The sequence below is a fragment of the Sphingomonas sp. Leaf62 genome (assembly GCF_001421915.1).
In the GTDB taxonomy this organism is placed as follows: Bacteria; Pseudomonadota; Alphaproteobacteria; order Sphingomonadales; family Sphingomonadaceae; genus Sphingomonas.
Genome location: NZ_LMLN01000025.1, coordinates 1 through 24624 on the forward strand (window position 1 = coordinate 1; position 24624 = coordinate 24624).

Here is a 24624-nt window from a genome sequence, read left to right on the forward strand (position 1 = left end):
CAAGCGCAGGTAGCTTAACCTCGTGTCTACCAGACCGGCAGCAGCTCAGGTCGCTGCTGGGTGGGCGACAGGGGTAGGCTCGTCGCTCCGACACGGTTCGAACCTTCCCGTTCGGTTCGAGCAGCTTCAAGCCTGTCGAGAAGCAAACGAAGTTCTAAGCGGGATCTACATTCAGTTCGCTGGGCGCAGGAATAGCGTTCGATTCCCTTTCGTCACTCCCGCGCTGGCGGGAGTCCATATACGTCAGCGTCGCTAATCCAGCCAAACCGTCGGCGTCTATGGATTCCCGCCTGCGCGGGAATGACGAAATTCCATGGTTATCGCTGAATGTCGATCGGCCCCAAGAGACGGAGAGAAGACGGCAAGGACAGGTGCAGTTCTACCGCCCGACCAGCTCCACCACCCCGACCTCGATCACCGGTATCTCCCACGGATGCACAGCCACGATCGCCGCCAGCGCCTCGTCGATATCGGCTCCTTCGGCGGCATAGGTCTTGACCACCACCGTCGGCACGACCTCGGCCTCGCCCGCGCGGCCGGTGGTCGGCACCGCATCCGCGCCGCGCACGAAACTTTCCAGCCCGAAGCCGAGTTCGAACACGCCGCGATACGGGCCGATCGTGCCCAGCACGCCGCTGGCCCGGATCACGCCGACCACGCCGGCGAGTACCGGATCGTCGGCCAGCGCCGCCGCCTCGCCCGCCTGCAACCGCGCCAGCACATTGCCTGACACCGGGCAATGCACCCGCACGACCTGCATCGGCGTCCGCGTCACAGCAGCAGCCAGTCGTTGCGGCTGCGCGGCTTGATCTCGCCGCCGCCCTGCCGCCGCGCGACCTCGGTTTCGGCGGTGTAACGGACATCCTCGTCGCGATCGGTCAGGAAGCCGTCGAGCGAATCATCGTCGATCTCGGTCCACGCCCGCCCGCGATCGGGACCATAGCGCACCCGCGGCAACAGCCCCGGCAGCCGCGACCATTCGAGCAATTGCGCGATCGACGCCTCGTTCAGCATATCGCGCAGGTGGAAGGCGGTGACATAGGCATCGGGAAACGCGCGGTGCGCGGGCAGTCCGCGCTCGTGCTCCATCCCGTACGGCTTGCGCCAATAGCGCAGCATCTGGTTCGAAAAGCCGGGGCTGTCGGGCCATAGCCGCAGCGCGCATTTCCATGTGCAGATCCACTCGGCACCGTGCGTCAGCTGCGCGGTACAGAATTTTTGTTCGAAATCGGCACGATGCGCCGCCAGCGCCACGCGCCGCGGATAGGGGTCGAGCACGCGGCGCGCGATATCCTGCCACCACGGTGCATCGGCGACCTGTTCGTCGAGGATATGGTGCACCGCCTGCGTCACCGGCGGGATCGGACGGCCGGGATTGACGAAATGCTGTCCGCCGTCGCCCAGCAACTCCCAACGCCCGTCCTCGCCCAAGGCTACGTCCTGCCAGCCGACCTCGCACACGCCGTGCGCGGGGGGAGCCTGCCCAGTGGTTTCGAGGTCGACGACACGAATGATCTGCGGTTGCGCCATTTGCGACAAATGGCGCTTCAGGGTCGGAAAAGCCACCCCGGGGGCGGCGAGGGTCCTCGGTTAGAAGAAGGAAGAGTTGGTTCTCGCGAAGGCGCGAAGGCGCGAAGGGGTTGCGTTCGCACTACCGGCCCCGCCGACGGGAGACCGGCTCACGTGCGAGAAGAGCGAGACAAGGCCGCTACGCGAAAACCCTTAGCGTCCTTCGCGCCTTCGCGCGAACCAACCAGCTACGTCCGCACCACCCCGGACGCCGCCAACTGTGCGTCAACCTCGCCCAGCAACCGCGCTAACCCGTCCTCACTCCGCGACTCCGCCCGCGCCGTCAGCACATCCTGCGTGTTCGACGCGCGCAGCAGCCACCATCCGTCCGCCGTCGTCACCCGCGCGCCGTCGGTGGTGTTCACCTCCACGCCCGCCGCCGCCAGCCGTGCCAGCACTTCGTCGATTACCGCGAACTTGCGCGTCTCGTCGACCTTGAAGCGCAGTTCGGGCGTGGTCGCCATTTCCGGCATGGCATCACGCAGCTCGGTCAGCGACGACCCGCTCAGATGGATCGCGCGAATCAGCCGCACCGCCGCATAGGGCGCATCGTCGAACCCGAAATCGTCGCCGCCGAAGAACACATGCCCCGACATTTCGGCGGCCAGCGGCGCGCCGGTTTCGAGCAGCTTGGCCTTCATCGGGCTGTGCCCGGTCTTCCACATCAGCGGCGTGCCACCCAGTTCGGCGATCCGGTCGAACAGCAGCTGGCTGGCCTTCACGTCCGCGATGATCGTCGCGCCCGGCGTTTCGCGCAGTTGCGGTTCGGCCAGCAGCATCAGCAACTGATCCCCCCACAACGTCCGCCCCTTGCCGTCGACCGCGCCGATCCGGTCGCCATCGCCATCGAACGCCAGCCCGAAATCGAGGCCCTTGTCGGCGACCAGCCGTTTCAGGTCGACCAGATTGGCCTCTTCGGTCGGGTCGGGGTGGTGGTGCGGAAAGCGGCCATCGACTTCGGTGAACAACAGATGATGTTCACCGGGCAGCAACGCGACCAGCCGCTCGATCACCGGCCCGGCCGCGCCGCTGCCGGTGTCCCAGCCAATGCGATAGCTGCCCCCGGCATAGCCCGCCATCAGCCGTCCGACATAGGCGTCGACATGGTCGTGGTCGGACACCTCGCCCGCGCCGTCGTGCCAGTCGCCCGCCGCCGCCATCGCGCCCAGCCGCTGAATGTCGTCGCCGAAGAACGGACGATGCTGCAACACCATCTTGAAGCCGTTGTGATCGGCCGGATTGTGACTGCCGGTGATCTGGATGCCGCCATCGACCTCCAGCATCGCTTCGGCATGATACAGCATCGGCGTGGGGCCAAGGCCGATGCGGACCACGTCGACCCCGCTGGCGGTCAGCCCGGCGACCAGCGCCGCCTCCAGTTCGGGCGACGACAGTCGCCCGTCACGGCCGACCACGACCCTCGTACCGCCAGCGCGGCGCACCAGCGTCGCGAAACCGCGCCCGATCGCCTGCGCATCGGCGGCGCCCAGCGTCCGCCCGACGACCCCGCGAATGTCGTATTCGCGCAGCGAGCTGGGGTGGAAGTGGTGGGCCATGCTGGTATCCTCGCCATTACAAGGCGGTCGGGTTTAGGCCGAAGCGGCGTTGGTTAGTAGAAGAAAGAGGGGTTTACGCAAAGGTGCGAAGACGCGGAGGAGTTGCGTTCGGCGCAACGGCACCCGATCGCGAGACGTTGCGCAACGGGAAGCCCAAGCAAAAAAGCCGCTGGCGCGGGTGACGTCGCGCCGAACGCGACCCCTTCGCGTCTCCGCGCCTTCGCGCGAACCCTACCCTGCTTTCTGCCCTTAGTGCCGCAGCCGCCCCAGCAGCACGTCGCGCGCCGCATTGATCCGCCGCGCCAGATCGGCCGATCCGCCGCGATCGGGGTGCACCGCCTGCATCAGTCGCCGGTGCGCGGCGCGGATTTCGCCTACCTTCGCATCCTTGCCGACGCCGAGGATCGCCCGCGCTTCCGCTTCGCCGCCGACCTTCTTCGGTTTGGCGCGCAGCCACAGCCAGAAAGCGAGGATGACCGCGACGATCAGGACGAGCTTGAGCATCGTTCCTGCCGTGTCAGATCGCGGTCGGCGCGCCGAGCGGTTCGGGTAGTTGCAGCCCGCCCATCATCTCGCGCAACTCCTGCCGCGCGGCGACGTGCGCCAGCCCCATCTCCCCGAATTCGTTGCGGTCGAGCATGGTCAGCCCCGAAGGGAACAGCTCGCGATACACGACGCGTTCGGACAGGCCGGGCGTCACGCGAAAGCCGACGCGCTTCGACAGCGAATTGATCGCCTCCGACACGCGACGCATGTTGCGCGCCTCGATATGCTGCAATCTGTTGCGCAGCACGACCCAGTCGATCGTCGATCCGTCGATCTTCGCGCGATGCTTGCGCGTTTCCCAGATCAGTTCGGAATAGAAGCTTGGACGCGTCACCTTGAACGTATCGGGATCGACCTGTCCGATCAGGTCGAAATCGACGAAGCTGTCGTTCATCGGCGTGACCAGCGTATCGGCATTGGTCACCGCGATCCGGGCGAAACGATCGTCGCGGCCCGGCGTATCGATCACCAGATATTCGGCGTTTTCACCCAGCCGGCCGAGCGCGTCGTTGAAGCGCGTCATGCTCTCGCCGTCATGCGTGTCATAGACCGGCATCGGCAGGTTGCGGCCGGTGCGCTTCATCGTCTCCGCCCGGTTGTCGAGATAGCGGCCCAGCGTCCGCTGGCGATGGTCGAGGTCGAAGCACGCCACGCGCGCGCCTTTTGCCGCCAGGGCGATGGCGACATGCACTGCCGTCGTCGACTTGCCGGTGCCGCCCTTTTCATTGGCGAACACGATGACGTGCAACCGATCCGAACCTTCGTTCAAGCGCGCAACCCAACCTTGTTGATCCCGAGCGGCCTGATCCAGTAAAGCCGCCTCCCCCACCCATATCGAAGGGCCATCGGCCGTGCAAATTATACGTCGGTTGGAGGCGCTTCGCGAAGCGCTCGACCAGTTCACCCAGGCCGGGGAAGGCGTTGCGCTGGTCCCGACCATGGGGGCGCTCCATGCCGGGCACATGGCGCTGGTCGATGCTGCCCGCCGCCGCGCGCCGCGGGTCGTCGTGTCGATCTTCGTGAACCCGAAACAGTTCGGTCCGACCGAGGATCTGGCCCGCTATCCACGGCGCGAAGCCGCCGATGCGCAGATGCTGTCCGAAGCGGGCGTCGACATCCTGTGGGCACCCGAGGTCGAGGAGATGTACCCGGCGGGCTTTGCGACCAATGTCAGCGTGGCCGGGGTCAGCGACGTGCTCGACGGCGCGCACCGCCCCGGCCATTTCGACGGCGTTGCGACCGTCGTCTGCAAAATGTTCGGACAGGTCGGCCCGGCGGTCGCGCTGTTCGGCGAAAAGGATTTCCAGCAACTGGCGGTCATCCGCCGCATGACCGCCGACCTGAACCTGGCCGTAGAGATCGTCGGCGTGCCGACCCAGCGCGAGGATGACGGCCTCGCGCTGTCGTCGCGCAACATCTACCTTGACGAAACCGAGCGCGCCCGCGCCGTCGCCCTGCCCCGCGCACTGGGCGAGGCGAAGCGCGGCATCGAACGCGGCGACGATCCGGCGACCGCGCTGAGCGCGGCGGTGGCGATGCTGACCCGGGCCGGGTTCGACACCGATTATGTCACGCTGGTCGACGCCGAAACGCTGACCGCCCCGACCCGTGGTCGCCCCGCCCGGCTGCTGGCGGCGGCGCGGATCGGCACGACCCGGCTGATCGACAACATCGCGGTGACGTTCGACTGACGCAAAGCCGGGGGCCGGAGGCGGCGATCACCCGCCCACGCGGGGGTAGGCCAACCGATCAGACCCTCCGGATATTGGTCCGATCTGACCTGCCCTTCACACCGGTACCGCGGCGTCGGTTGCAAGGCCGAGCGGATGATGGGAGGCGATCGCGAAGCGGGCCTGCATCACATCGCGGACCAGCACATCGTCGGCCTGCAGGAACCCGGTCGGGGACACGCCGATGAAGCGTTTGAAATTGCGGTTGAAATGGGCCTGATCGGCGAACTCCTCGGTCCAGACCGCGCGGCGGTTGTCCATGCCGATGGCAAGGGCAGCGGCCATGCGCATGATCTTTTGCTTGTTGGCGAGCACGCTCGGCGGCAGGCCGCAGGCCGCGGTCGTGATCCGGTCGAGATGACGCCGGGAAACCTGCAACGACGCGGCCAGCGCATCGATGTCGTGATCCCGGCCATTGGCCCATGCGGTGATCGTGGCGATGCGCGGATCGACCGGCAACGCGTCGCGCAACCGCTTGCACAACAGGGCGTCGATCCGTCCGGCAAGCGTCGCATCGTCGTCCGCCGCGCTGCCGGCCAGCGGCAGGTCGGCGTCGTCCCCCCAGACGTCGTGCAGCGCGGCGACGCGGTCGACCATCGTCCCGGCGGCCATCGGTAGCAGCGCCGCCCAGCCCTCCGGGAACAGCCCCAGCCCGATCACGACCATCGGCCCATGGGTTTCGAGCTGCATCGCTGCCGATGCGGGGCCGAGAATGGCGCCACGACCGATCGGCTGCGCTTCGCCGCCGCGCGCGCGCCAGGCGAACGCCCCCTGTATCCGCCAAGTCAGTTGCGGCAACAATGCGCCGGCCCAGCGCTGTCGAAAAGGTTGGTCGCATCGATATACATAGATGGCGTCGACCAGCCCCTGTAGCGACGGGTGCTGCGGCAAGTAGGTCATACGCGTCGTCATCGTTCGCCCCCACGATCGATTGATGTGCCCGTGTCGCGCCGATGTCCGATTCATTCAATACTTCGTCTGGGTCGATCGGCGATATCGGGTTTGCAAGCAGGGGGTTGGGGGCGCGACGGTCCGCGATGGACCGCAAGGGACAATCGGACCGATGACGTCGTGACCACCATGGTCGCGGTGCGCACCGCCGCTTGCCCGATCGCCGCACTCCGACCTGAACAGGGGAGTGACGGGCATGGCGTTGAAGGGCGAAGTCGAAACCGCGATCGAAAACTTCTTTGCACAGATCGATGCGAATCTGGTCGCGCAGATCGAAAAGGCTTCGCTGCCGTTCGTCGGTGCGCTGAAGGATGCGCCGGGCATCGCCGATGCCCTTGCCTTCTACACGTCGATCAAGACCAAATTGCTGGCGGTCGTACAGGCCGCACCCGACGAACCGACCGAACAGGACGCCGCCGACGCGCTGGCCACGGCGATCACCGACCAGCTGAAGGATGAGGGCGTTACCGCCGTCGCCACCAAGGATGCGGGCGTAACCCTGACCTTTGCCCGGACCGAAGCATTCTCGCCGACCGGCAAGGATGCGGCGCAGGTCGGCGACAGCCTCGGCAGTTTTCTGAAGCTGGAGGCGGCGGTCGGGCTGAAGCTCGCGGCGGTGCTGGCCGCCGAACTGACCGTCGCCAAGGACGGCAAGGTCACGCTGGCCGACAATGTGGAGCCGGAGGTCAAGATCAGGCTGACCGGCGACCTGTCGATCACCAAGGGCGAAGCGGGGCTGGGCTTCGTCGGCGTGACGTTCAAGGACGCGGTGCCGTTCGATCCGGCCAACCCCGACGATCCGGCGGCACATGAATTAACCGCGACGGTGGCGGTCGATGTGACCCAGACCGACGGCAAGCTGGGAGCGGACACGACCTTCGCGGCCACGGGTACGCTCGACCTCGACTTTGCGAGCACGGCCGACGGTGCGTTCGAATTCCTGCCGACGATCGCCGGCGAACTGATCGCATCGATCGGCGTCGACAAGGACGGGGTGTCGACCAAATCGTTCGACATCAAGGACGTGACCATCGATCTCGGCACCTATTTCAAGCTGGTCGAGGATGCGGCCCAATCGGTGGCGGACGTGTTCAACGCCGCGCCGTTCGGCACGCTGGTCGATGTCGCGACATCGCCGGTGCCGGTCATCAACGGCATCAATTCGGCGATCGGTCTCGGCCTCGACACGGTTGGCGGCACCGGTGGCCAGGGCGACGGCAAGGTGACGCTGGCCGACCTCGTCGTCTATGTCCGCGAGGATCTGCGCAGCATCGTCGAGCCGTGGTACAAGGTCGTCACGATCATCGACGTGCTGCGCAAGCTGGGCGCGATCGACACCAGCCAGACCGTCACGCTGGGCAGCATCGAATCGACCAAGGACGGCCCGAAATTCACGGCCAGTGACGACGATATCTTCTCGATCCTGACCAAAGCATTGCAGGACAGCGGCAAGATCGACGACGCCACGCTGAACTATCTCACCGATTTCGACAGCGATGCGATGAGCAAGCAGGTCGCGCTGTCGGCGGCGAAGGTGGGCGAGAGCAAGGGTTTCAGCTTCGGCCTGCTCGAAAATCCGGCGCTGATCGCCGACCTGCTGCTGGGTACCGGCGAACCGGTCAGCTTCGTCGAATATGACGTGCCGCCGCTGACCTTCGAACAGCATTTCTCCAAATTCTTTCCGATCATCGGTCCGCTGGGCGCAGAGATCAGCGGTGCCATCCGCGCATCGCTCGACTTCGATCTGGGCTATGACAGCTATGGGTTCGACAAGGGCAACCCGTTTCTGGGCTTCTATCTGTCGACGCCCGCATATGACGCCGGCACGCGGCCGCAGCAGGGCGCGGGAGCGCCCCCGCCGTTCAACGACGAACAGTTCGAACCGATCGGCGCGCTCGACGTCGAGCTGCGCGGCGGGGCCGGGATCGGCTTCGGCGGCGGCAGTTTCACCGTCGGGGTGTCGTTCCTGTTCGGCCTGTATGCGTTCCTGAACGGCGATACCGCGGGCCGCTATCACCTGACCGCCAAGACGATCGACTGCATCTTCGATCCGATCGGCGGCGTGGCGACGGTCGAGGCCAATGCCCGGCTGGTCATCGATTTCGCCTTCTTCACCTATCGCAAGAACTTCCCGATCGCGAGCCAGACGCTGGGGTCGTTCACCGCGTTCGAATGTCCGCATCCCGATTTCGTGGTCGAGGAAAAGAATGCGCAGGGTCTCGCCACGTTGCTCGACAATGGCGATGTCCGGCTGAACGTCGGCGCGGATGCAAAGGATCGGGCGGTTCCTGATGAGGTGGACGGGAAGACGATCTACAAGCCGATCCAGATGGCCGACGCGCCCGAACAGGAATCCTATCTGATCGCCCGCGCACGCGACGCTGGCGATGGCGGCATCGCCGGCGGCGGCGGCGATCCGGTGGTAGTAGCGGACAAGCTCGACATCCTCGCCTTCGGCTTCACGCAACGGATCGCGACAGGAAGGATCGTCGCCAGTTTCGGCGCGGGCAACGACGCGCTCATCATCCAGAGCGACGTAACGCAGGATTCGCTGGTCGACGGCGGTGACGGCGACGACAATCTGGTCGGCGGCGGGGGCAGCGACACGCTGTCCGGCGGGAGCGGCGAGGACGTGCTGTCGGGGGGCGACGGCAATGATTCGCTGACCGGCGGCAACGGCCTCGACCAGCTTTCGGGGGGCCAGGGTGCCGACACGATCGATGGCGGCACGGAGAGCGACACCGTCGATTATTCGGCGGCCAACACCGCGCAGAAGATCGGGGTCAGGATCGCCATTTCGCAGGATGGATCGGCGACCTCCAGCGGCGGGGAGGCCGATGGCGACAAGCTTGTCAGCATCGAAAACGTCATCGGCACCGCCTTTGCCGATCGCATCGATGCGAAGGCGATGACCGAGAAAGTCTATCTCGAAGGGGGCGAAGGCAACGACACGCTGTTCGGCGGTTCCGGCAACGACATCCTGATGGGCGGCGTGGGCGCCGACAAGCTGAACGGCGGCGGCGGCGTCAACGCCACCAGCTACATCACCAGTTGGGCGGGGGTCGACGTCAACCTCAACCGGGTCCTGCAATATTATGGCGAGGCGGACGGCGATTCGCTGATCAAGATCCAGGCGATCCAGGGTTCGACCTTCAACGACACGCTGGTCGGCAACGCCGACGCGAACCAGTTCGATGCGGGCGACGGCGACGATACGATCGATGGCGGACGGAACACGGATCTGGTGCTGGCCGGTGGCGGCGACGATCTGGTCTTCGCGCGCGGCGATGGCGACACGCTCGACGGCGGGGCCGGCGTCGATACGCTCAGCTATGCCCGCGCGACCAAGGCCGTGTCGGTCAATCTGCTGCGGTCGTTCGATGCCGACGGCAAGCCCGATCCCGCCGCCGGGCCGGACACGATCATCATGGCGGCGGTGTTCGCCGGTCAGGATGGCGGGTTCAGCACGTTCGAAAACCTCGTCGGCTCCCGCTATGACGACACGCTGGTCGGCGACAATGGCGACAACCGGATCGAGGGCGGTACCGGCAATGACTGGATGGCCGGGGCGGGTGGCGACGACACGCTGATCGGCGGGATCGGCGCGGACACGATGTACGGCGCAGCGGGCCGCGACCTCGCCGACTATGCGGGCTCGGGCGGCGCGGTCGAGGCCGATCTGACCGCGATCGGCAAGGGGGCCGATGCCGACGGCGACCGCTATTCGGGCATCGAGGATCTGCGCGGTTCTGCCTATGGCGACGTGCTGAGCGGCGATGACGGCGACAATGTCATCGATCCGTACATTGCCGGGCGCAAGGTGTCCGACGCGGTGATCGGCGGCGCGGGGACCGACACGCTGAAGGTCGATTATTCGACGGTCGACGCCGATATCGGCGGCGGGGTGTCGGGCCGCTTCGTCTATTCCAACGAGGGACGCCTGACCCATGGCGACGGCGATGGCGGTGTGCTGGACCGCGTCGATTTCACCGGGATCGAGCGGATCGACTTCACCGGCACGCGCTTTGCCGACAGGATGATCGCCGGCAATGGCGACGACCGGATGTACGGCGGCAGCGGCGACGATTCGCTGGCCGGCGGAATCGGCAGCGACGTGATCTACGGTGCGCAGGGCAGCGATACGGTCAGCTGGGGCTTTTCGCGCTCGGGCGATTCGATCGGCGGCGGCATGATCGACGACGGGATCAGCGACGCTGGCAGCACCGCCTATCGCGGCAATGGCGACCCGGATGTCGTGTTCTTCCTGAACGGCGGCAGCGGTGTCGACACGCTGGCGATCAACCTGACCGGCATCACCGAAGACGTGACGATCCACGGCGGCGACACCCCGGGAAGCGATTACAAATACTACAACCTGCGGCTCGCGAGCGGCGCGGCGGCGACCCGGTTCGAACGCCTGTCGGTCGTGGTGACCGATCGCGGCAACGACCGCATCAGCCAGGCCGGCCGGGTAGACAATGATTTCCGCTCCGGCGACGGCAGCGACCGGATCGACAGCGGTCTCGGCCGCGATACGATCGACGGCGGGCTGGCGGTGCGCGGTCTGTCGGATAGCTATTCTTTCGACCGCGACGGCAACCGCGTCTACCAGCTCGAAAGCCTCACCGCGTTCCGCAAGGCACCGGGCGATACGCTGTTCCTCGATTATTCGACGCTGGAGGAAGGGCGCCGGGTCATCTCGACCGGCTTCACCCAGACCGCCTATTCGGTCGACTACCCGGTGTTCGGCACACGGGTGCTGCGCAGCGAGGTGCAGGGCAACACCGGCCGCTACGTCACGCTGGAGGACAGCATCTATGGCGACACCGGCATACCGCGCCCGATCCCCGGCGATGCGCTGGACGATGTGCAGTTCACCAATATCGAACGGCTGAACGTCATCGGCAGCAGTGGCAACGACATCATCACCGGTACCGACACCGTCATCGACACGCTGCTCCTCGACCGGATCAGTGGCGACCGGTCACAGGCGTCGGGCAGCGACGAACTCCATGGTGCCGATGGCGACGACTATCTGTACGGCCGCACCGGCGACGACACGATCGACGGCGGCGACGGCAACGACGTGCTGGTCGGGACCACCCGCATCGTCGAGGATGCCAATTCCACCCCCAGCGATTACGATCGGGGCGAAATCGACCAGCTGACCGGCGGCGCAGGCGCCGATCGCTTCGTGCTGGGCGACTCGTTCGGTGCGTTCTACACCCGGCAGACGCCGGAGGGGGATGGCAATCACGGCGTCATCACCGACTATTCGGCGGCCGATGGCGACGTCATCCAGCTCTATGGCACCGCGCGCAGCTATTTCCTGCGCGAAGTCGATGGCGATACGCAGATCTACATGATCGGCGGACGGGTGCCGGAGCTGATCGGTATCGTCAAAAACGTCACCGGCATGAATCTGCTGGGCAAGGCATTCGACTATGTCGACCCGTTGACCGGCGATCCATCCGATCCGCCGATCGCCAAGCAGCAGATGAAGGCCGCCCCGCCAGAGACGGTCGATCAGGCAACGACGCTGCGCACCGCGTCCCTGTCGGCCGAACAGAAAGGCGGCTTCACGGTCACCCAGAATTCGTCCCCGACCGCGCTCACCGGCACGTTCGACGCGGCGAGCGGCGCGACCAAGACCAGCGTGGCGTTGTCGGGCAGCGCCGAGGCGTTCGGCACCTTCAGCGGCGATCCGTTCGGGCTGGGCAAGGGGGTGATCCTGTCGACCGGGCGCGTCACCGACCTGCCCGGTGAAAATACCGTACAGCATAGCGGGACGCTGATCACCTCGGTCCCGGTGACGTTCGACCTGATCGGGCGGGTCGGCAATACCGACATCTATCGCGCCGACCTGTCGCACCTGGGCATCGACATCAACTCGATCCGCCTGTCCGACAGCAACAGTACGCAGGGCGGCGGCACCGGCATCTATAGCGGTTTCGACGTCGGTGCGGTGGCGCTCAGCAACAAGGGAATCGACAAGCAGGACTTCGCCGCGCTGCTGGCGGCCAACAACGACTTCAGCCTCGACGATCCGTCGATTCTTCCGCGGTTGGACGTGTTCGACTTCTCGGCCGACGCCATGACGTACAATGCGGGGAAGCAGCGCTCGACCGGGGATTTCGGCGGCACCGACCCCAATCTCAGCGGCGCGATCAATCTGAAGCTGGTGAACGAGGCGGGGGCACAGCTCGACCGGTTCGGCGAGGCCGGGGGGATCGGGACCGGGGCGGCGATCGGCGCGCTGACGCTGGGCGATGGCGGATCGATCGCGTTCGACCTGAACCAGACGGTCAGCACCGCACAACCGCTATATCTTTATGTCGCGGAATCGGGCGGCAGCGGCGAAACGGTGGTGCCGACCATTCAGGTTTCGGCGGATGGCGTCGAACCGTCGGGTGATCTGTCGAGCGATCTGGGCACCGAAGGATTGCCGGGCGATACGACGCAGCTGACCTATCGCTTCACGCCCAAGGCGGGGGACACCGGGTTCGCTTTCGACGCGGTATTCTTTACCGAGGAACTGCCCGAATATGACGGGACCAAGCTGTCCGACCTGTTCTCGATCAAGCTGAACGGCGTCGAGATCGGGCGGTTGTCGAACGGTACCGAATTGTCGCTCAAGAGCCTCGTCTATTCGGGCAGCGGCGATCTGATCCTCAACGCGCCGGGCAGCGGCCCGCTTGCCGACCAGATCCGCGCGGACGCCTATACCAGGATGCTGACCATCGCCGGACAGGTGATCGGGGGGCAGGAAAATGTCCTGACGATCGAGGTGAAGGATGGCCGCGACGCGTATCTCGACAGCGGGCTGCTGATCAAGGACGGGTCGCTGCGCACCTTCGTCCGGCCCGACGTCATCGTGCGCGGCCCCGACAGCGACGCCCAGCCGGGCGACCGGCTGACCATCGACCTGTCGCTGCCCGAGGGTGCCCGTCCGACCAAGCCGGTACAGGTGACCGCGACGCCGGGTGACGATATCGACCTTGGCAACGGACCGGGCAAGCCGGTGACGATCACCTTCGACCCGGACGGACCGCTGACCACGACGATCGACGCGACGATCGTCGCCGGGGCCGAACCCGGCACCACCGGCCAGATCGATTACAGCGTGACGAGCGACGACCCGAATTATGACGGCAAGCCGGTCGGATCGTCGGTCGTCGACATCGTCGAGCCGGCACCGCAGAACGATCCGTTCCTGTTGTTCGAACGGTTGAGCGGCGATGTCGTCCCCGGCTTCACCAGCGGCAACGACGCCGTCGACGTCACCGGCCGACCGGGACCGACCACGCTGCACATCGCCGGGACCGGCACCGGCAAGGACAGCGTAAAGGGCTTTGGCGGGAGCGACATCCTGATCGTCGACGAACCCATCGTCGACAGCAACAAGGACGGCATCATCACGTTCGGCAGGAACGGGGTGCTCGATTTCGACGGGCCGGACAAGGGCACCGACACCGTCCGCTTCGTCGGCGGCCCCAGGAGCCTGCGCTCTATCGGCACCGACGACGACGGGCCTTTCGCCTATGCCGACGCATCGACCCGGCAAAAGGGGTGGAAGGAAGGGATGCTCGGCGACGATGCGCTGGCGGGCGACGCCAAGGACCGCCGGGGCGACGTGTTCCTGTTCGACACCGCGCTCGACGTGAACTGGGGCAGCGACAGCATCGCGTCGTTCGGACGGAAGGATCGCGTGGTCACCACCACCGCGCTGTACGATGCCGATGGCGACGGCCGGATCGAATTGGGGTCCGGCGGGCGGCTGGTGCTGACCGGCAACGGGACGCTCGACCCCAGCCATCTGGGCGACGTATCCGCGACCGCGCCGTTCGGGACGGTACGCATCACCGCGACCGGCGGGGCCAGCGTCGCCGCGCTCGATCTGGTGGGCAGCTATACCCAGAACGGCCATGCCTATTACGTGTATGAACTGGCCGATGGCGACGCCGCCTTCGCCGATTGACGGGCGGCGGGGCGCGGTCCGGTCCACCGGATTCGCGCCCTGCCGAGCGGTCGCGGGCCGATCGGACGAAGCCGATCGGCGTCGGCTACGCCGTCAGCGGGCGGGCGCAGCCGGTCGCACGACGACGTCGCCGCCCTTCATCACGAACGCGACGCGTTCGAGGGTCCGCACATCGGTCAGCGGATCGCCATCGACCGCGATCAGGTCGCCGTACCGCCCGACCGCGATCGCCCCGACGTCGCTCGTGCGGTCGAGCGCTTCGGCGGCGCTGCTCGTCGCGGACTGGATCGCCTGCATCGGGGTCATGCCCCATTCGACCATCTTGGCGAATTGCAGCGCGTTGTTGCCGTTGGGATAGACGCCGGCATCGGTGCCGAACAGCATCTTGACCCCGGCGGCATGGGCCGCGCGGAACGTCTCGCGCTGCTTGCGGCCGATCTGGCGTTCCTTTTCGAGGCTCTCGGCAAAGACGCCGTTCTTCGCCCCTTCGGCAAGGATGTAGTCGTCGTCATAAATGTCCATGTCGAACCACGCGCCGCGTTCCTTCGCGAGCTTGAACGACGTCGCATCGGCAAGGCTGGCATGTTCGATCGTGTCGACGCCCGCGCGCAGGCCGGTGTTGATCCCGTCCGCCCCATGCGCGTGGATCGCAACGCGCATCCCCAGCATGTGCGCTTCGTCGACGATCGCCTTGATCTCCTCGAAACTCAGCTGCTGCGCGCCGACCGAGTCGGTCTTCGACAGCACGCCGCCGGTCATGCAGACCTTGATGACCTCCGCGCCATATTTGCGCACGGTGCGGACGGCGGCGCGGAAGCTGTCGGGCGAGTTCGCGATCTGCGGTTGCGGCACGGTGATCGACGGCGGAAATTCGGTGGCGTCGCAGTGGCCGCCGGTGACGCCCAGCGCATAGGTGGCCGGCACGATCCGCGGCCCCGGTATCTCCCCGCGATCGACCCCCTGTTTCAGACCGACATCGGCATAGTCGCTCGACCCGACATTGCGCACGGTGGTGAAGCCGGCGTTCAGCGTCCGGCGGGCATTGGCGACGCCGACGACGGTCCAGTAGCTGTCGGTGAATTCCAGCGCCTTGTACCCGCTCAGCGTCGGATCGCTGGTCAGGTGGACGTGCATGTCGATCAGGCCGGGCAACAAGGTACGGTCGCCAAGGTCGATCCGTTCCGCATCCGCCGGTACCGCGTCGCCGCGGCGGCCGACGGTCCGGATACGGCCGTCGACGATCGTCACCTGCGGGTCATCGACCCGCTTGCCCGACAGGACGTCGACCATATGCGCGGCGGTGACGACGACGGTCTTCGCCTGTACCGGCGCGGCGATCACGACGAGCGCGAGGAGGAAGGAAGCAATGCTACGCATGAACGATCTTTCCGAAGAGGTCGGAGGTTGTTTGAAAACTCGCGGTAGAGCGAGTTTCGCAGGCGGTGCCAGCCGTAAAAATGCGCCACCGCGCATTTTCAAACGGACTCTCAGAAGCGGGCGCCGGCGCGGATGCCGATCGTCCGTGGCGTATTGGTCACGATATAGGGTCGCTGGAAACAGCTGCCGCATTGCTGGAAGCGCGACAGTTGTGCCCGTTCGTCGAACGCATTCTGGAGATAGAGTTCGAGCGAATATTTGCCCAAATCGGTACCGACCGCGAAATTGGCGGTCGTGAACGCGGCCAAGCGCCCCTGCAATGCCGCCGGGTCGACGATATCGCCGGTCCCCGTTTCCACGACCGCGGTGCGGATGTCGGACGATGCCGAACTCTGATGCGTCACCAGCGCCTGCACATAGCCCTTGGCCGTGCTGCCGATCGGTGTCGTATAGCGCGCATTGCCGCTGACCTTGAACCGCGGGGTGACGGGCAGACGGGTACCGACCGGCGCCGCGATGAAATTGTCGGTGCCCGCACAGCTGTAGGTCGGGTCGTCGATCGCGCACAGGTTCCGCTGGATCCTGGCATCGGTGTACGATCCCGCCGCCGTGAGCGAGAGGCCGCCGAGATTGAGGGCGACGTCGCTCTCGATACCGCGGATGCGCGCGTCCGGACCGTTATGGATTTCGGTAAAGCTGTTCGCGCCGAGGAACGAGAACTGGAAGGCGTTCCAGTTCTGCTGATAGACCGCGCCGTTCCAGCGCAACCGGCCACCCAGCAGCGTCGTCTTCCACCCCGCCTCGTAATTGATCAGGAAATCGGGCGCATAGGGCGCGACGGTCGCGCGGCGATTGATCCCGCCGGGGCGGAAGCCCTTCGACCAGGTGCCGTAGAACATCAGGCCGTCGGTCGGCTTCCACGTCAGGTTGAGCCGATAGGTCGCGCCCTGCCCGTCGACGCTACGCGGCCTGAGCGTACCGCCGACATATTGGACAAGGTTGGTACACGGACTGCCACCGACGGCGGCGGGCAACAGGGTGCCGCCCGGATTGTCGCGGACCAGTGCACCCGTCGTCGTGTAGCAGCCGGCGACGCCGGTGCGCGAACTGCCCGCCGCGTTATAGGGCGGGCCATCGAAATCGCGACCGAAGCCGAAGAACCCGATCAGCGAGTTGTCGAAGATATAGGCGCGGCCGCCCGCCGTCAGCGTCAGTTTCGGCAGGAGGTCGTAGCTGGCCTCGCCGAACACGGCATAATCCTTGTCGACGCGATATTGTTCGGTCAGCCACAGGGTACCGGGACGGCCGTTGACCGACAGATTGTCGGCGAGGTCGGCGACGCGATAATCCTGTCCGATGCGGTTGCTCTGCCGTTGATAGAACGCACCGGCGACCAGCCGGAAGCGTTCGTCCTGCGGCGATGCGACGCGCAGTTCCTGGCTCATCTTCCTGAAATGATCGGTGCCGATGATCCGCTGCCGCGAATCGATCTGCTGGCCGGTATCGTTCTGGAAATAGAAATAGCCGGCGATGCCGCCGACCGAGGCATAGAGCGAGTCATAGGCTTCGGCATAATCGGTGTAGTCGGACGATTGCAGCGCGCGCCGGTCGAAATAGGCACCGGCATAGGTCAGGTCCCAGTTGCCGACCTTGCCCTCGATCGTCAGCGCCGCCTGTACGAAACGGTCCCGGCGATATTCGGGGAAGAAGTGCTGGACTTCGAGGTCGCCGACCCTGGCATCGTAGCCGAAGGTGCCATGGGCGCGCTGTTCCTGGTACAGGACGGTCGGCGTCACCGTCCAGTTGTCGTCGAGATCGATCTTCAGCGCGGCGCGGCCGCCCCACAGATCGGCGTCGTTATAATCCTTTTCGACGAATTCGGGGTTGTCGACGGTGATGCCGCCGATGAAGCTGCGCGTGCCCGGGACATTGTCGATAAAGCCGGCATCATGCTGATAGAAGCCGACGACCCGCAACGCCGCATTCCGCGACAGCGGGATGTTCAGCATTCCTTCCAGCCGGCCGCCCCTGCCGCCCGATTTCACGGTGTTGAGCTCGCCATCGACCCGGCCGTAAAACTCCTTCAGGTCGGGCTTGTTGGTGATGATCCGGATCGTGCCGGCCTCGGACGAGGCACCGTACAGCGTCCCCTGCGGCCCGGCGAGGCTTTCGATGCGCGCCACGTCATAGATATGGATGTCGGGCGTGCCGCCGATCGTCGTCACCGGCTGTTCGTCCAGATAGACGCCGACCGATGGCAGCGAGCCGGAATGGTTGCCGTCACCGCCACTGGCGACGCCGCGCATATAGACGGTGGTGACGCCCGGCTGCGAACTCTGAAACGCGACCGAGGGCAGCAGCTGCGAATAATCGGCGAAGCTGGTCACGTTCAGCTGGTCGAGCCGCCGTGTCCCGATCGCCTGAATGCTGATCGGCACGCTCTGGATATTCTCGTCCCGCTTCTGCGCGGTGACGATGATCTCGTCCTGGGTGTCGTCGGCCGGGGCCGGACCGGCTGGCGCATCGGCGGGCTGCTGCGTCGCCGACTGCGCCAACGCCGGCAGGGTCGCGAGCGCGGACGAAACAAGCAAAGCGACGCTCAACGTTCGGCGAACGATCGGCACCATAAAACCCCCCAGCGCAACATAATGTTACGCAAGGTTAACTACCGCGCCCTGACCGTCAACACGCTGCGGTCCGCAGAATCATTTCGCAGGTGCAGCGTGACAGTTTTACAACGCTGCTCATAATGATCCATCGAAGCCAGGCACGGCCGGATAGGCCGTCAGCACGTCGCCAAGGCTGTCGTGCAGCGGGCCGAGCCATGGATCGAACGGCTTCCATGCCTCCGTCCCATCGCGATAGATCGGTTGGCGAACCTGCTCGGAACTGGCGGTCCGCACTGGCCGCCGCGTTTCGTGAAAGGACAGGCAGGCCGGCTCCCAATCGAGGCCGCATGCCTCCAGCAAACGACGGACCTCCACCTCGGTATCGTCGACCATGTGTTCGTAGAACACCCGGTGCACGCGACCCGGCGCGACCCGGTCGATATGCGCCATCAGCCGGACATAGTCGCGGTAATAGCGCCCCATATCGGTCAGGTCGTAGCTGAACGCCTGCCCCCGCGCGAAATGCTGTTTGTAGTTGGAGAAACAGCAGCCGAGCGGATGGCGACGGGCATCGATCACGCGGGCATTGGGCAGCATCAACAGGATCAGCGGCAGATGCGCCCAGTTGTTCGGCAGCTTGTCGATGAAGAACGGCCGGTCGGTCCGCCGTTGCACCGCAGCACGCCGCAGATAATCGTCCCCCATCGCCCGCAACTGCGCACCGTCGAGTGCGGCGAGCCCGGCGGGATAGTCGGCCACGGCACGGGCGAGTGCCGGCACGTCAGGCAATTCCGACGTCCCCTCGACCAGCGAATGGCTCGACAGGATCTGTTCGATCAGCGTCGATCCGGACCGCGGCATGCCCAGTACGAAGATCGGATCGGATGCCATCGACCCCTGCCCGGCGCGCGCGGCGACAAGCGCCGCGTCGAAGGTCGCGACGCTGTCGTCGACGAAGTGCCGCGTCTCCTCCGCATCATAGACGATCTGCGTGCGCCGCAGCCGGTTGCCGGCATCGTAATGCGCGAACGCGTCCTCCGCCCGGCGGCGATCCTCGAACGCCTTGCCCAGCGCGAAGTCGAGGTGGAAGCGATCCTCGACGCTGACATCGTCGCGCGCCAGCGCCGCCGTCATCGTGGCAATATCGGCATCGTCGAACGCGACCGTCTTTAGGTTGGCGAGGCTCCACCACACCTCGCCCAGCGAGGGCGTGATCGCGACGGCCCGGCGATAGGCGGCAACGCCGTCCGCCTGTCGCCCGACGGTCTTGAGCATATGGCCATAGCTCATCCACACTCGCGGCTGATCGGGCGCGTCGCGCAGCACGGTTTCGTACAGCGCGATCGCTTCGTCGAATCCGCCGATCCGCCCGAGCGCCGCCGCCTTCAGATTGGCATGGCCGACATGGTCGGGCTCTTCCTCCAGCAACAGGTCGAGTTCGGCGATCGCCTCCATCGGACGGTTCAGGCGATACAGCACGATCGCCAGATTGGCGCGTGCCGCGTGGAACACCGGCGACAGCTCCAGCGCGCGGCGCAACAGCGTCTCGGCATCCTTGTAGCGCCCGATCCGCCCGGCGAGTTCGGCCAACATGCGGATCGCACGCGCGTCGAACGGGTCGGCCTTCAGATGCTGGCGCAGCAGCGGTTCCGCCTCGCCGAGACGATTGTCGTGCAACGCCAGTGCTGCCTCGACCAGACGGGGGTGCCACCGGGCATAGGGGGGCGATGGCGGTAACGGGGTCATGCCCCTAACAACCACCAAGCCCCATCGGGATCAAGCTTGGCCGATGGGCGGCAAGCTGGGTGCATCGCAAGGCCGCGGCCGGATCATACTCCGCGCGCGGCCAGTCCGTCGGGCATGACCACCGGATCGACCGGCGTTTTGGTCCGTCACGTCAGCCGCGTCAGCACCGCGCCATGTTGCGGCAGGGCCGCGACCGCCGCCGCCGTGGCGCTGCGCATCTGGCGGATCGCGGGGAGCAGGCGTTCCTCGTCGAGCGCGTCGGCCACGGGATCGTACCCGACCGGTTCGATCCCCTGCCCCAGCAGCACCGCGACCCAGCTGGGCGTCGCAAACAATTCGTCCTCGTAGCGGAAGATGCGGCCCTTTTGCCGGAACAGTTCGATCTTGCGGGTCAGGCTGTCGGGGACGTCCATGGTGCGGACATGGTTCCAGAAGGGGGAATCGTCACGTGCGGTCGCATGATAATGGAGGATGATAAAGTCGCGGATCGACCGGTAATTGTCGGCCATCTGCCGGTTATATTCGTCGCGCTCGACGGCCGAAAAGCCGCGATCGGGAAACAGCGCGAACAGTTTTGATATCCCCTGCTGGATCAGGTGGATGCTGGTCGATTCGAGCGGTTCGAGGAACCCGCCCGACAGACCGATCGCGACGACGTTGCCCGCCCACATCGCATCGCGCCGACCGGCGGTGAACGACAGGCGACGCGGCGTCGCGGTGGGCGCGGCGTCGAGGCGGCCGAGCAGCAGCGCCTCCGCCGCATCGTCGTCCATGTAGCGGCTGGCATAGACCACGCCGTTGCCGGTGCGATGCTGCAACGGGATGCGCCATTGCCAGCCGGCGGTATGCGCCGTCGCGCGGGTATAGGGCAGTACCGGTTCGGTGCGTTCGGTCGGCACGGCGATGGCACGGTCGCACGGCAGCCAGTGCGACCAGTCCTCGAAACCCACCCCCATCGCCTCGCCCAGCAACAGGCTGCGAAAGCCCGAGCAGTCGATGAACAGATCGCCCTCGACCCGGCGGCCATCGTCGAGGCGGACGGCGGCGACATGGCCGTCGTCGTGATGCTCGACGGTGACGATGCGCCCTTCGATGCGGGCGACGCCGTCCGCTTCGGCGCGGCGGCGCAGGAACCGGGCATAGAGGGTGGCGTCGATATGATAGGCATGGGCGATGCCCGACAGCGGCGATCGCGGGTCGGGATGCGGCGGGCCGAACGCGTTGGCGCGCGCGGCGACGGTCGCCGGCGAATAATCGCCGATCGGGCCGATGCCGTCCTGCCCCTTCAGTTTTGCCCAGAGCTGATGGAAATTGACCCCTTCGATATCGCGCCCGAAATTGCCGAAGGGGTGGAAATACCGGCTATCGGCGGTGTGCCAGCCGGCGAATTCGATGCCGAGTTTGAAGCTGCCGCGCGTTTCGCGCAGGAATTCGGCTTCGTCGATGCCGAGCAGCTTGTTGAAGTTCAGGATCGACGGAATGGTCGCCTCGCCCACGCCGACCGTGCCGATCGCGTCGGATTCGACCAGCGTGATACGCCGCCGGCCGTCGTCGAGATAGCGGCCGGCGGCGGCGGCGGTCATCCAGCCGGCGGTGCCGCCGCCGATGATGACGACAGTGCGGATCGGATCGGTCATGATGGAAACTCCAGCGCGGCAAGGCGCGTGGCAAGCGTGTCGATCGCGCGGGCGGCTTCGGCGGGCGAAAGCGACAGCGCAACCGGATCGGGTCGTTCGGGGCGTATCCCCTGCCCCAACAGCACGGCAAGCCATGCGTCGCGCGACACTGTTTCCTCGTCGTCGGACACGATCTGGCCGCGACGGGCGAACTGCGTGAGCAGGCGGTCAAGCGAGGCCGGGCGGGCAAGGCGGTCGAGACGGTGCCAGAAGGGGCCGGTGGTGCGGCCGCCGCCATGATAATGCGCCGCAAGGAAATCGCGTAACCGGTCGGCCCGTTCGCCGGCGCGCCGGTTGATTTCGGCGACCAGCAGCGGCTCGGGGTCGCGGGCGGGCATAAGTTCGCGGATCAGCGCCAATTGGGTCAGCGCGAGCGTGAAGCCCATCCGGCCGAGCGGCCCCGGCTGGACCGCGGCATCGCCGATGGCGAGCACCTTGCCATCGAACGGCGCGATCAGCCGCCCCGGTGCGATCACGATGCCGTCGCCGCCATTGCCGGCGGTCGCCGTCGCACCCGGCCAATCGGCAATCCAGCCGGTCGGGGTAGCGCGATACCGGTCGATCGGACCGGGATCGGCGACCGGTGGCGACACCGTCATACGGGTGGCCGGGAGCATCGCCGCCCAGTCCGCGAACGATGCGGCGCGGGTCAGCAGGCGCGGCGGGCCGCTGGCGTCGACGAACAGATCGGCGGCGATCTGCGTACCGTCATGCAGCGCCAGCCGGTCGCCGTCGAACGCCCCGAACGCGGCGACCGGACGCACCCCGGCCTGACCGGCGATGCTGCCCAGCACCTGCGCGAACCGGCCGGGGTCGATCTGCAATGCCGGCTCGATACGCGGATCGACGATACCGGCGCTTGCGGCAACGCAGGCGGGAATAAGTTCATGGAAACGGCGTTTTCCCCCCGCCCGCAACCAAACGCCCTGCAACCGTCCTTCGGGAAGGGTCGCGGCACTGTCTTCCCCGACCATCCACGCGCCGCCATCGCGACTCCACGCATCGAACCGGGTGGCAAGGCGCGGACGGGCGATGCCCTTTGCCAGCAACCGTTCGGGCGGCAGACCGAGCGTCGCGAGCAGGTCATGGGTAGCGGGCAGCGCGATGGGGAAGCGGTCAGCCAGCGTGTCGGGGGTGACGGGTGCGGGCACGAGCATGATCATGGCACCGGGAAGCGCCTGGGCAAAGGCGACCGCCGCGATCAGCGCGACCGGGCCGCCGCCGACGACCGCGACCGACCGCAGCGGCTGGCGGGCGTTACCGGTCAAAGAGCGAGTGCCGCGTCATGGCCGGGCATCGCCCTGACCCGGTCGGCAATCGCCTGCGCCAGCGAACCGAGCGCCCGGTCGAGGCCGGCCGCGTCGGGCTGGTCGGCGCGCGGGTCCCATCCGGTGGGCACGACCCGCTGACCAAGGTACACCGCGACCCAGCTGGGTTCGAGAAACAGGCCATGGCCATAGCGGGCGACCTGCGCACTGCCGCGCCACAAGGCGAGCTTGTCGGCCAGCGTGTCGGGGATCGTCATCGTGCGCACATGATTCCAGAACGGTGAATCGGCGCGCTCGGTCGCATGATAGTGCAGGATCAGGAAGTCGCGGATGCGGTCATATTCGGCATCGATCGCGGCGTTGAAGCCGTCGCGATCGGCTGGCGCAACACGGGTGTCGGGGAAATGTTCGATCAACGACGTGATCGCCGCCTGCACCAGATAGATGCTCGTCGATTCGAGCGGTTCCAGAAAGCCCGAGGCAAGGCCCACCGCAACGACATTGCCGGCCCAGCTGCGCCGCCACCGTCCGGCCCTGAACCGCAACGGGCGCGGGTCGGCAAGCGGTTCGCCGTCGAGGCCCGCGAGCAGCGCGGCGGCGGCTTCGTCGTCGCTGCAATGCGCGCTGGCATAGACATAGCCGTTGCCGACCCGGTGGCGCAGCGGAATGCGCCAGCGCCATCCGGCCGGCATGGCGGTTGCCCGCGTATAGGGTTCGATCGTACCGGGCGGGCTGGCGCACGGAACCGCGACCGCACGGTCGCAGGGCAACCAGTGCGACCAGTCCTCCCACGGCTCCGCCAGCGTTTCGCCCAGCAGCAGCGAACGAAAGCCCGAACAGTCGACGAACAGGTCCCCCTCGATCCGGCGACCGTCGTCCATCTCGACCGCAGTGACGCTATCGCCATGGCGGTCGGCACGGACGATTCGGCCCTCGATCCGGGTCACCCCGCGCGCCTCGGCCCAGTCCCGCAGGAACGGCGCGAAGCGGGTCGCATCGAATTGATAGGCATAGCCGAACGACGTCGTCGGATCGCCCGGATCGCTGCCGGGGCGTTCGAAGCGGCAGCGTTCGGCGGCGACCACGCCGGCCGAAAAGGCACCGATCGGCGGAACCGCGCCGGCCCGGTCACGCCGCAACCAGTAATGGTGAAAGGCGACCCCGGCGAGCGGGCGGCCATAGGTGCCGAACGGATGGATATAGCGGTCGCCGATCCGGCCGAAGTCGCGAAACTCGATGCCGAGCTTGTAGGTCGCGTCGGTCGCGGCCATGAACGCACGCTCGTCGATGCCCAGCCGTTCGAGGTAGAGGCGCAGGTGCGGCAGGGTCGCTTCGCCGACCCCGACGATGCCGATCGCTTCCGATTCGATCAGCGTCACGTAGCACGCCGCCGGCAGCAGGCCGACGAGTCCGGCAGCGGTCATCCATCCGGCGGTGCCACCACCGACGACGACGACCCGAATCTTGCGCCTCTCGCCATTTTTCATGCCGCTCCGTCCCACAAGTGTCGCCGTAGTGCCACAGTGGATTGCCGATCAGCCTTAATTAAAGCAACTTGCAATATTTCTGTTGTGTTGCCGAATTGAGGTAACTAGCGAGAGAAATCGTTCGTCGTCAT

The 24624-nt window shown here is 66.3% G+C and carries 14 protein-coding genes; 2 read left to right on the top strand and 12 right to left on the bottom strand.

What is annotated here, in order from left to right; genetic code table 11:
- Positions 1-379 precede the first annotated feature (379 nt).
- The 5 genes from ASE91_RS10300 to ASE91_RS10320 form a co-directional block, all read right to left on the bottom strand.
- Complete coding sequence (locus tag ASE91_RS10300; RefSeq protein ID WP_235530416.1) at positions 380-775, bottom strand: hypothetical protein; 396 nt, start codon at positions 773-775, stop codon at positions 380-382.
- Positions 772-1530, bottom strand: a complete 759-nt coding sequence (locus ASE91_RS10305; RefSeq protein WP_056000304.1) for an exonuclease domain-containing protein — start codon at positions 1528-1530, stop codon at positions 772-774. Before ASE91_RS10305 ends, ASE91_RS10300 begins: the two co-directional genes overlap by 4 nt.
- A gap of 227 nt (positions 1531-1757) precedes the next feature.
- A complete protein-coding gene (gene pgmG, locus ASE91_RS10310) occupies positions 1758-3125 on the bottom strand; it encodes a phosphoglucomutase/phosphomannomutase PgmG (protein WP_056625828.1) in 1368 nt (455 codons plus the stop codon).
- Positions 3126-3374: 249 nt separating this feature from the next.
- A complete protein-coding gene (locus ASE91_RS10315) occupies positions 3375-3629 on the bottom strand; it encodes a J domain-containing protein (RefSeq protein ID WP_056396123.1) in 255 nt (84 codons plus the stop codon).
- Positions 3630-3642: 13 nt separating this feature from the next.
- Positions 3643-4440, bottom strand: coding sequence for a division plane positioning ATPase MipZ (locus ASE91_RS10320; RefSeq protein ID WP_056000313.1), 798 nt, complete (start codon positions 4438-4440; stop codon positions 3643-3645).
- 82 nt (positions 4441-4522) lie between these two features.
- Here ASE91_RS10320 and panC point away from each other — a divergent pair, with 82 nt between their 5' ends.
- Positions 4523-5362: a pantoate--beta-alanine ligase gene (panC, locus tag ASE91_RS10325; RefSeq protein ID WP_056625831.1), complete on the top strand. Its 840-nt coding sequence runs from the start codon at positions 4523-4525 to the stop codon at positions 5360-5362.
- Between the two features lie 96 nt (positions 5363-5458).
- Here panC and ASE91_RS10330 read toward each other — a convergent pair whose 3' ends face one another.
- Positions 5459-6313: a helix-turn-helix domain-containing protein gene (locus ASE91_RS10330; protein ID WP_056625834.1), complete on the bottom strand. Its 855-nt coding sequence runs from the start codon at positions 6311-6313 to the stop codon at positions 5459-5461.
- A gap of 235 nt (positions 6314-6548) precedes the next feature.
- Between ASE91_RS10330 and ASE91_RS20625 the strand changes: the two genes are divergently transcribed.
- Positions 6549-14330, top strand: a complete 7782-nt coding sequence (locus ASE91_RS20625) for a choice-of-anchor L domain-containing protein (RefSeq protein ID WP_056625837.1) — start codon at positions 6549-6551, stop codon at positions 14328-14330.
- A gap of 93 nt (positions 14331-14423) precedes the next feature.
- On the opposite strand, the gene ASE91_RS10340 is transcribed toward ASE91_RS20625, so the two are convergent.
- The 6 genes from ASE91_RS10340 to ASE91_RS10365 all read right to left on the bottom strand — a co-directional run bounded on the left by ASE91_RS10340 (position 14424) and on the right by ASE91_RS10365 (position 24493).
- Complete coding sequence (locus ASE91_RS10340) at positions 14424-15707, bottom strand: Xaa-Pro dipeptidase (protein WP_056625840.1); 1284 nt, start codon at positions 15705-15707, stop codon at positions 14424-14426.
- Positions 15708-15817: 110 nt separating this feature from the next.
- Complete coding sequence (locus tag ASE91_RS10345; protein WP_235530417.1) at positions 15818-18331, bottom strand: TonB-dependent receptor; 2514 nt, start codon at positions 18329-18331, stop codon at positions 15818-15820.
- Positions 18332-18451: 120 nt separating this feature from the next.
- Entirely contained in the window at positions 18452-20062 is a 1611-nt protein-coding gene (locus ASE91_RS10350; protein ID WP_056625844.1) for a tetratricopeptide repeat-containing sulfotransferase family protein, read from the bottom strand.
- Positions 20063-20208: 146 nt separating this feature from the next.
- On the bottom strand, positions 20209-21699 hold the full coding sequence (locus ASE91_RS10355) for a tryptophan halogenase family protein (RefSeq protein ID WP_056625846.1): 1491 nt from the start codon (positions 21697-21699) through the stop codon (positions 20209-20211).
- Positions 21696-23006 carry a tryptophan 7-halogenase gene (locus ASE91_RS10360; protein ID WP_056625848.1) on the bottom strand — a complete coding sequence of 437 codons (1311 nt, stop codon included), beginning with the start codon at positions 23004-23006 and terminating at the stop codon, positions 21696-21698. Before ASE91_RS10360 ends, ASE91_RS10355 begins: the two co-directional genes overlap by 4 nt.
- Positions 23003-24493, bottom strand: a complete 1491-nt coding sequence (locus ASE91_RS10365) for a tryptophan halogenase family protein (RefSeq protein ID WP_056625851.1) — start codon at positions 24491-24493, stop codon at positions 23003-23005. The genes ASE91_RS10360 and ASE91_RS10365 overlap by 4 nt, the downstream gene beginning before the upstream one ends.
- Between the last annotated feature and the right edge of the window lie 131 nt (positions 24494-24624).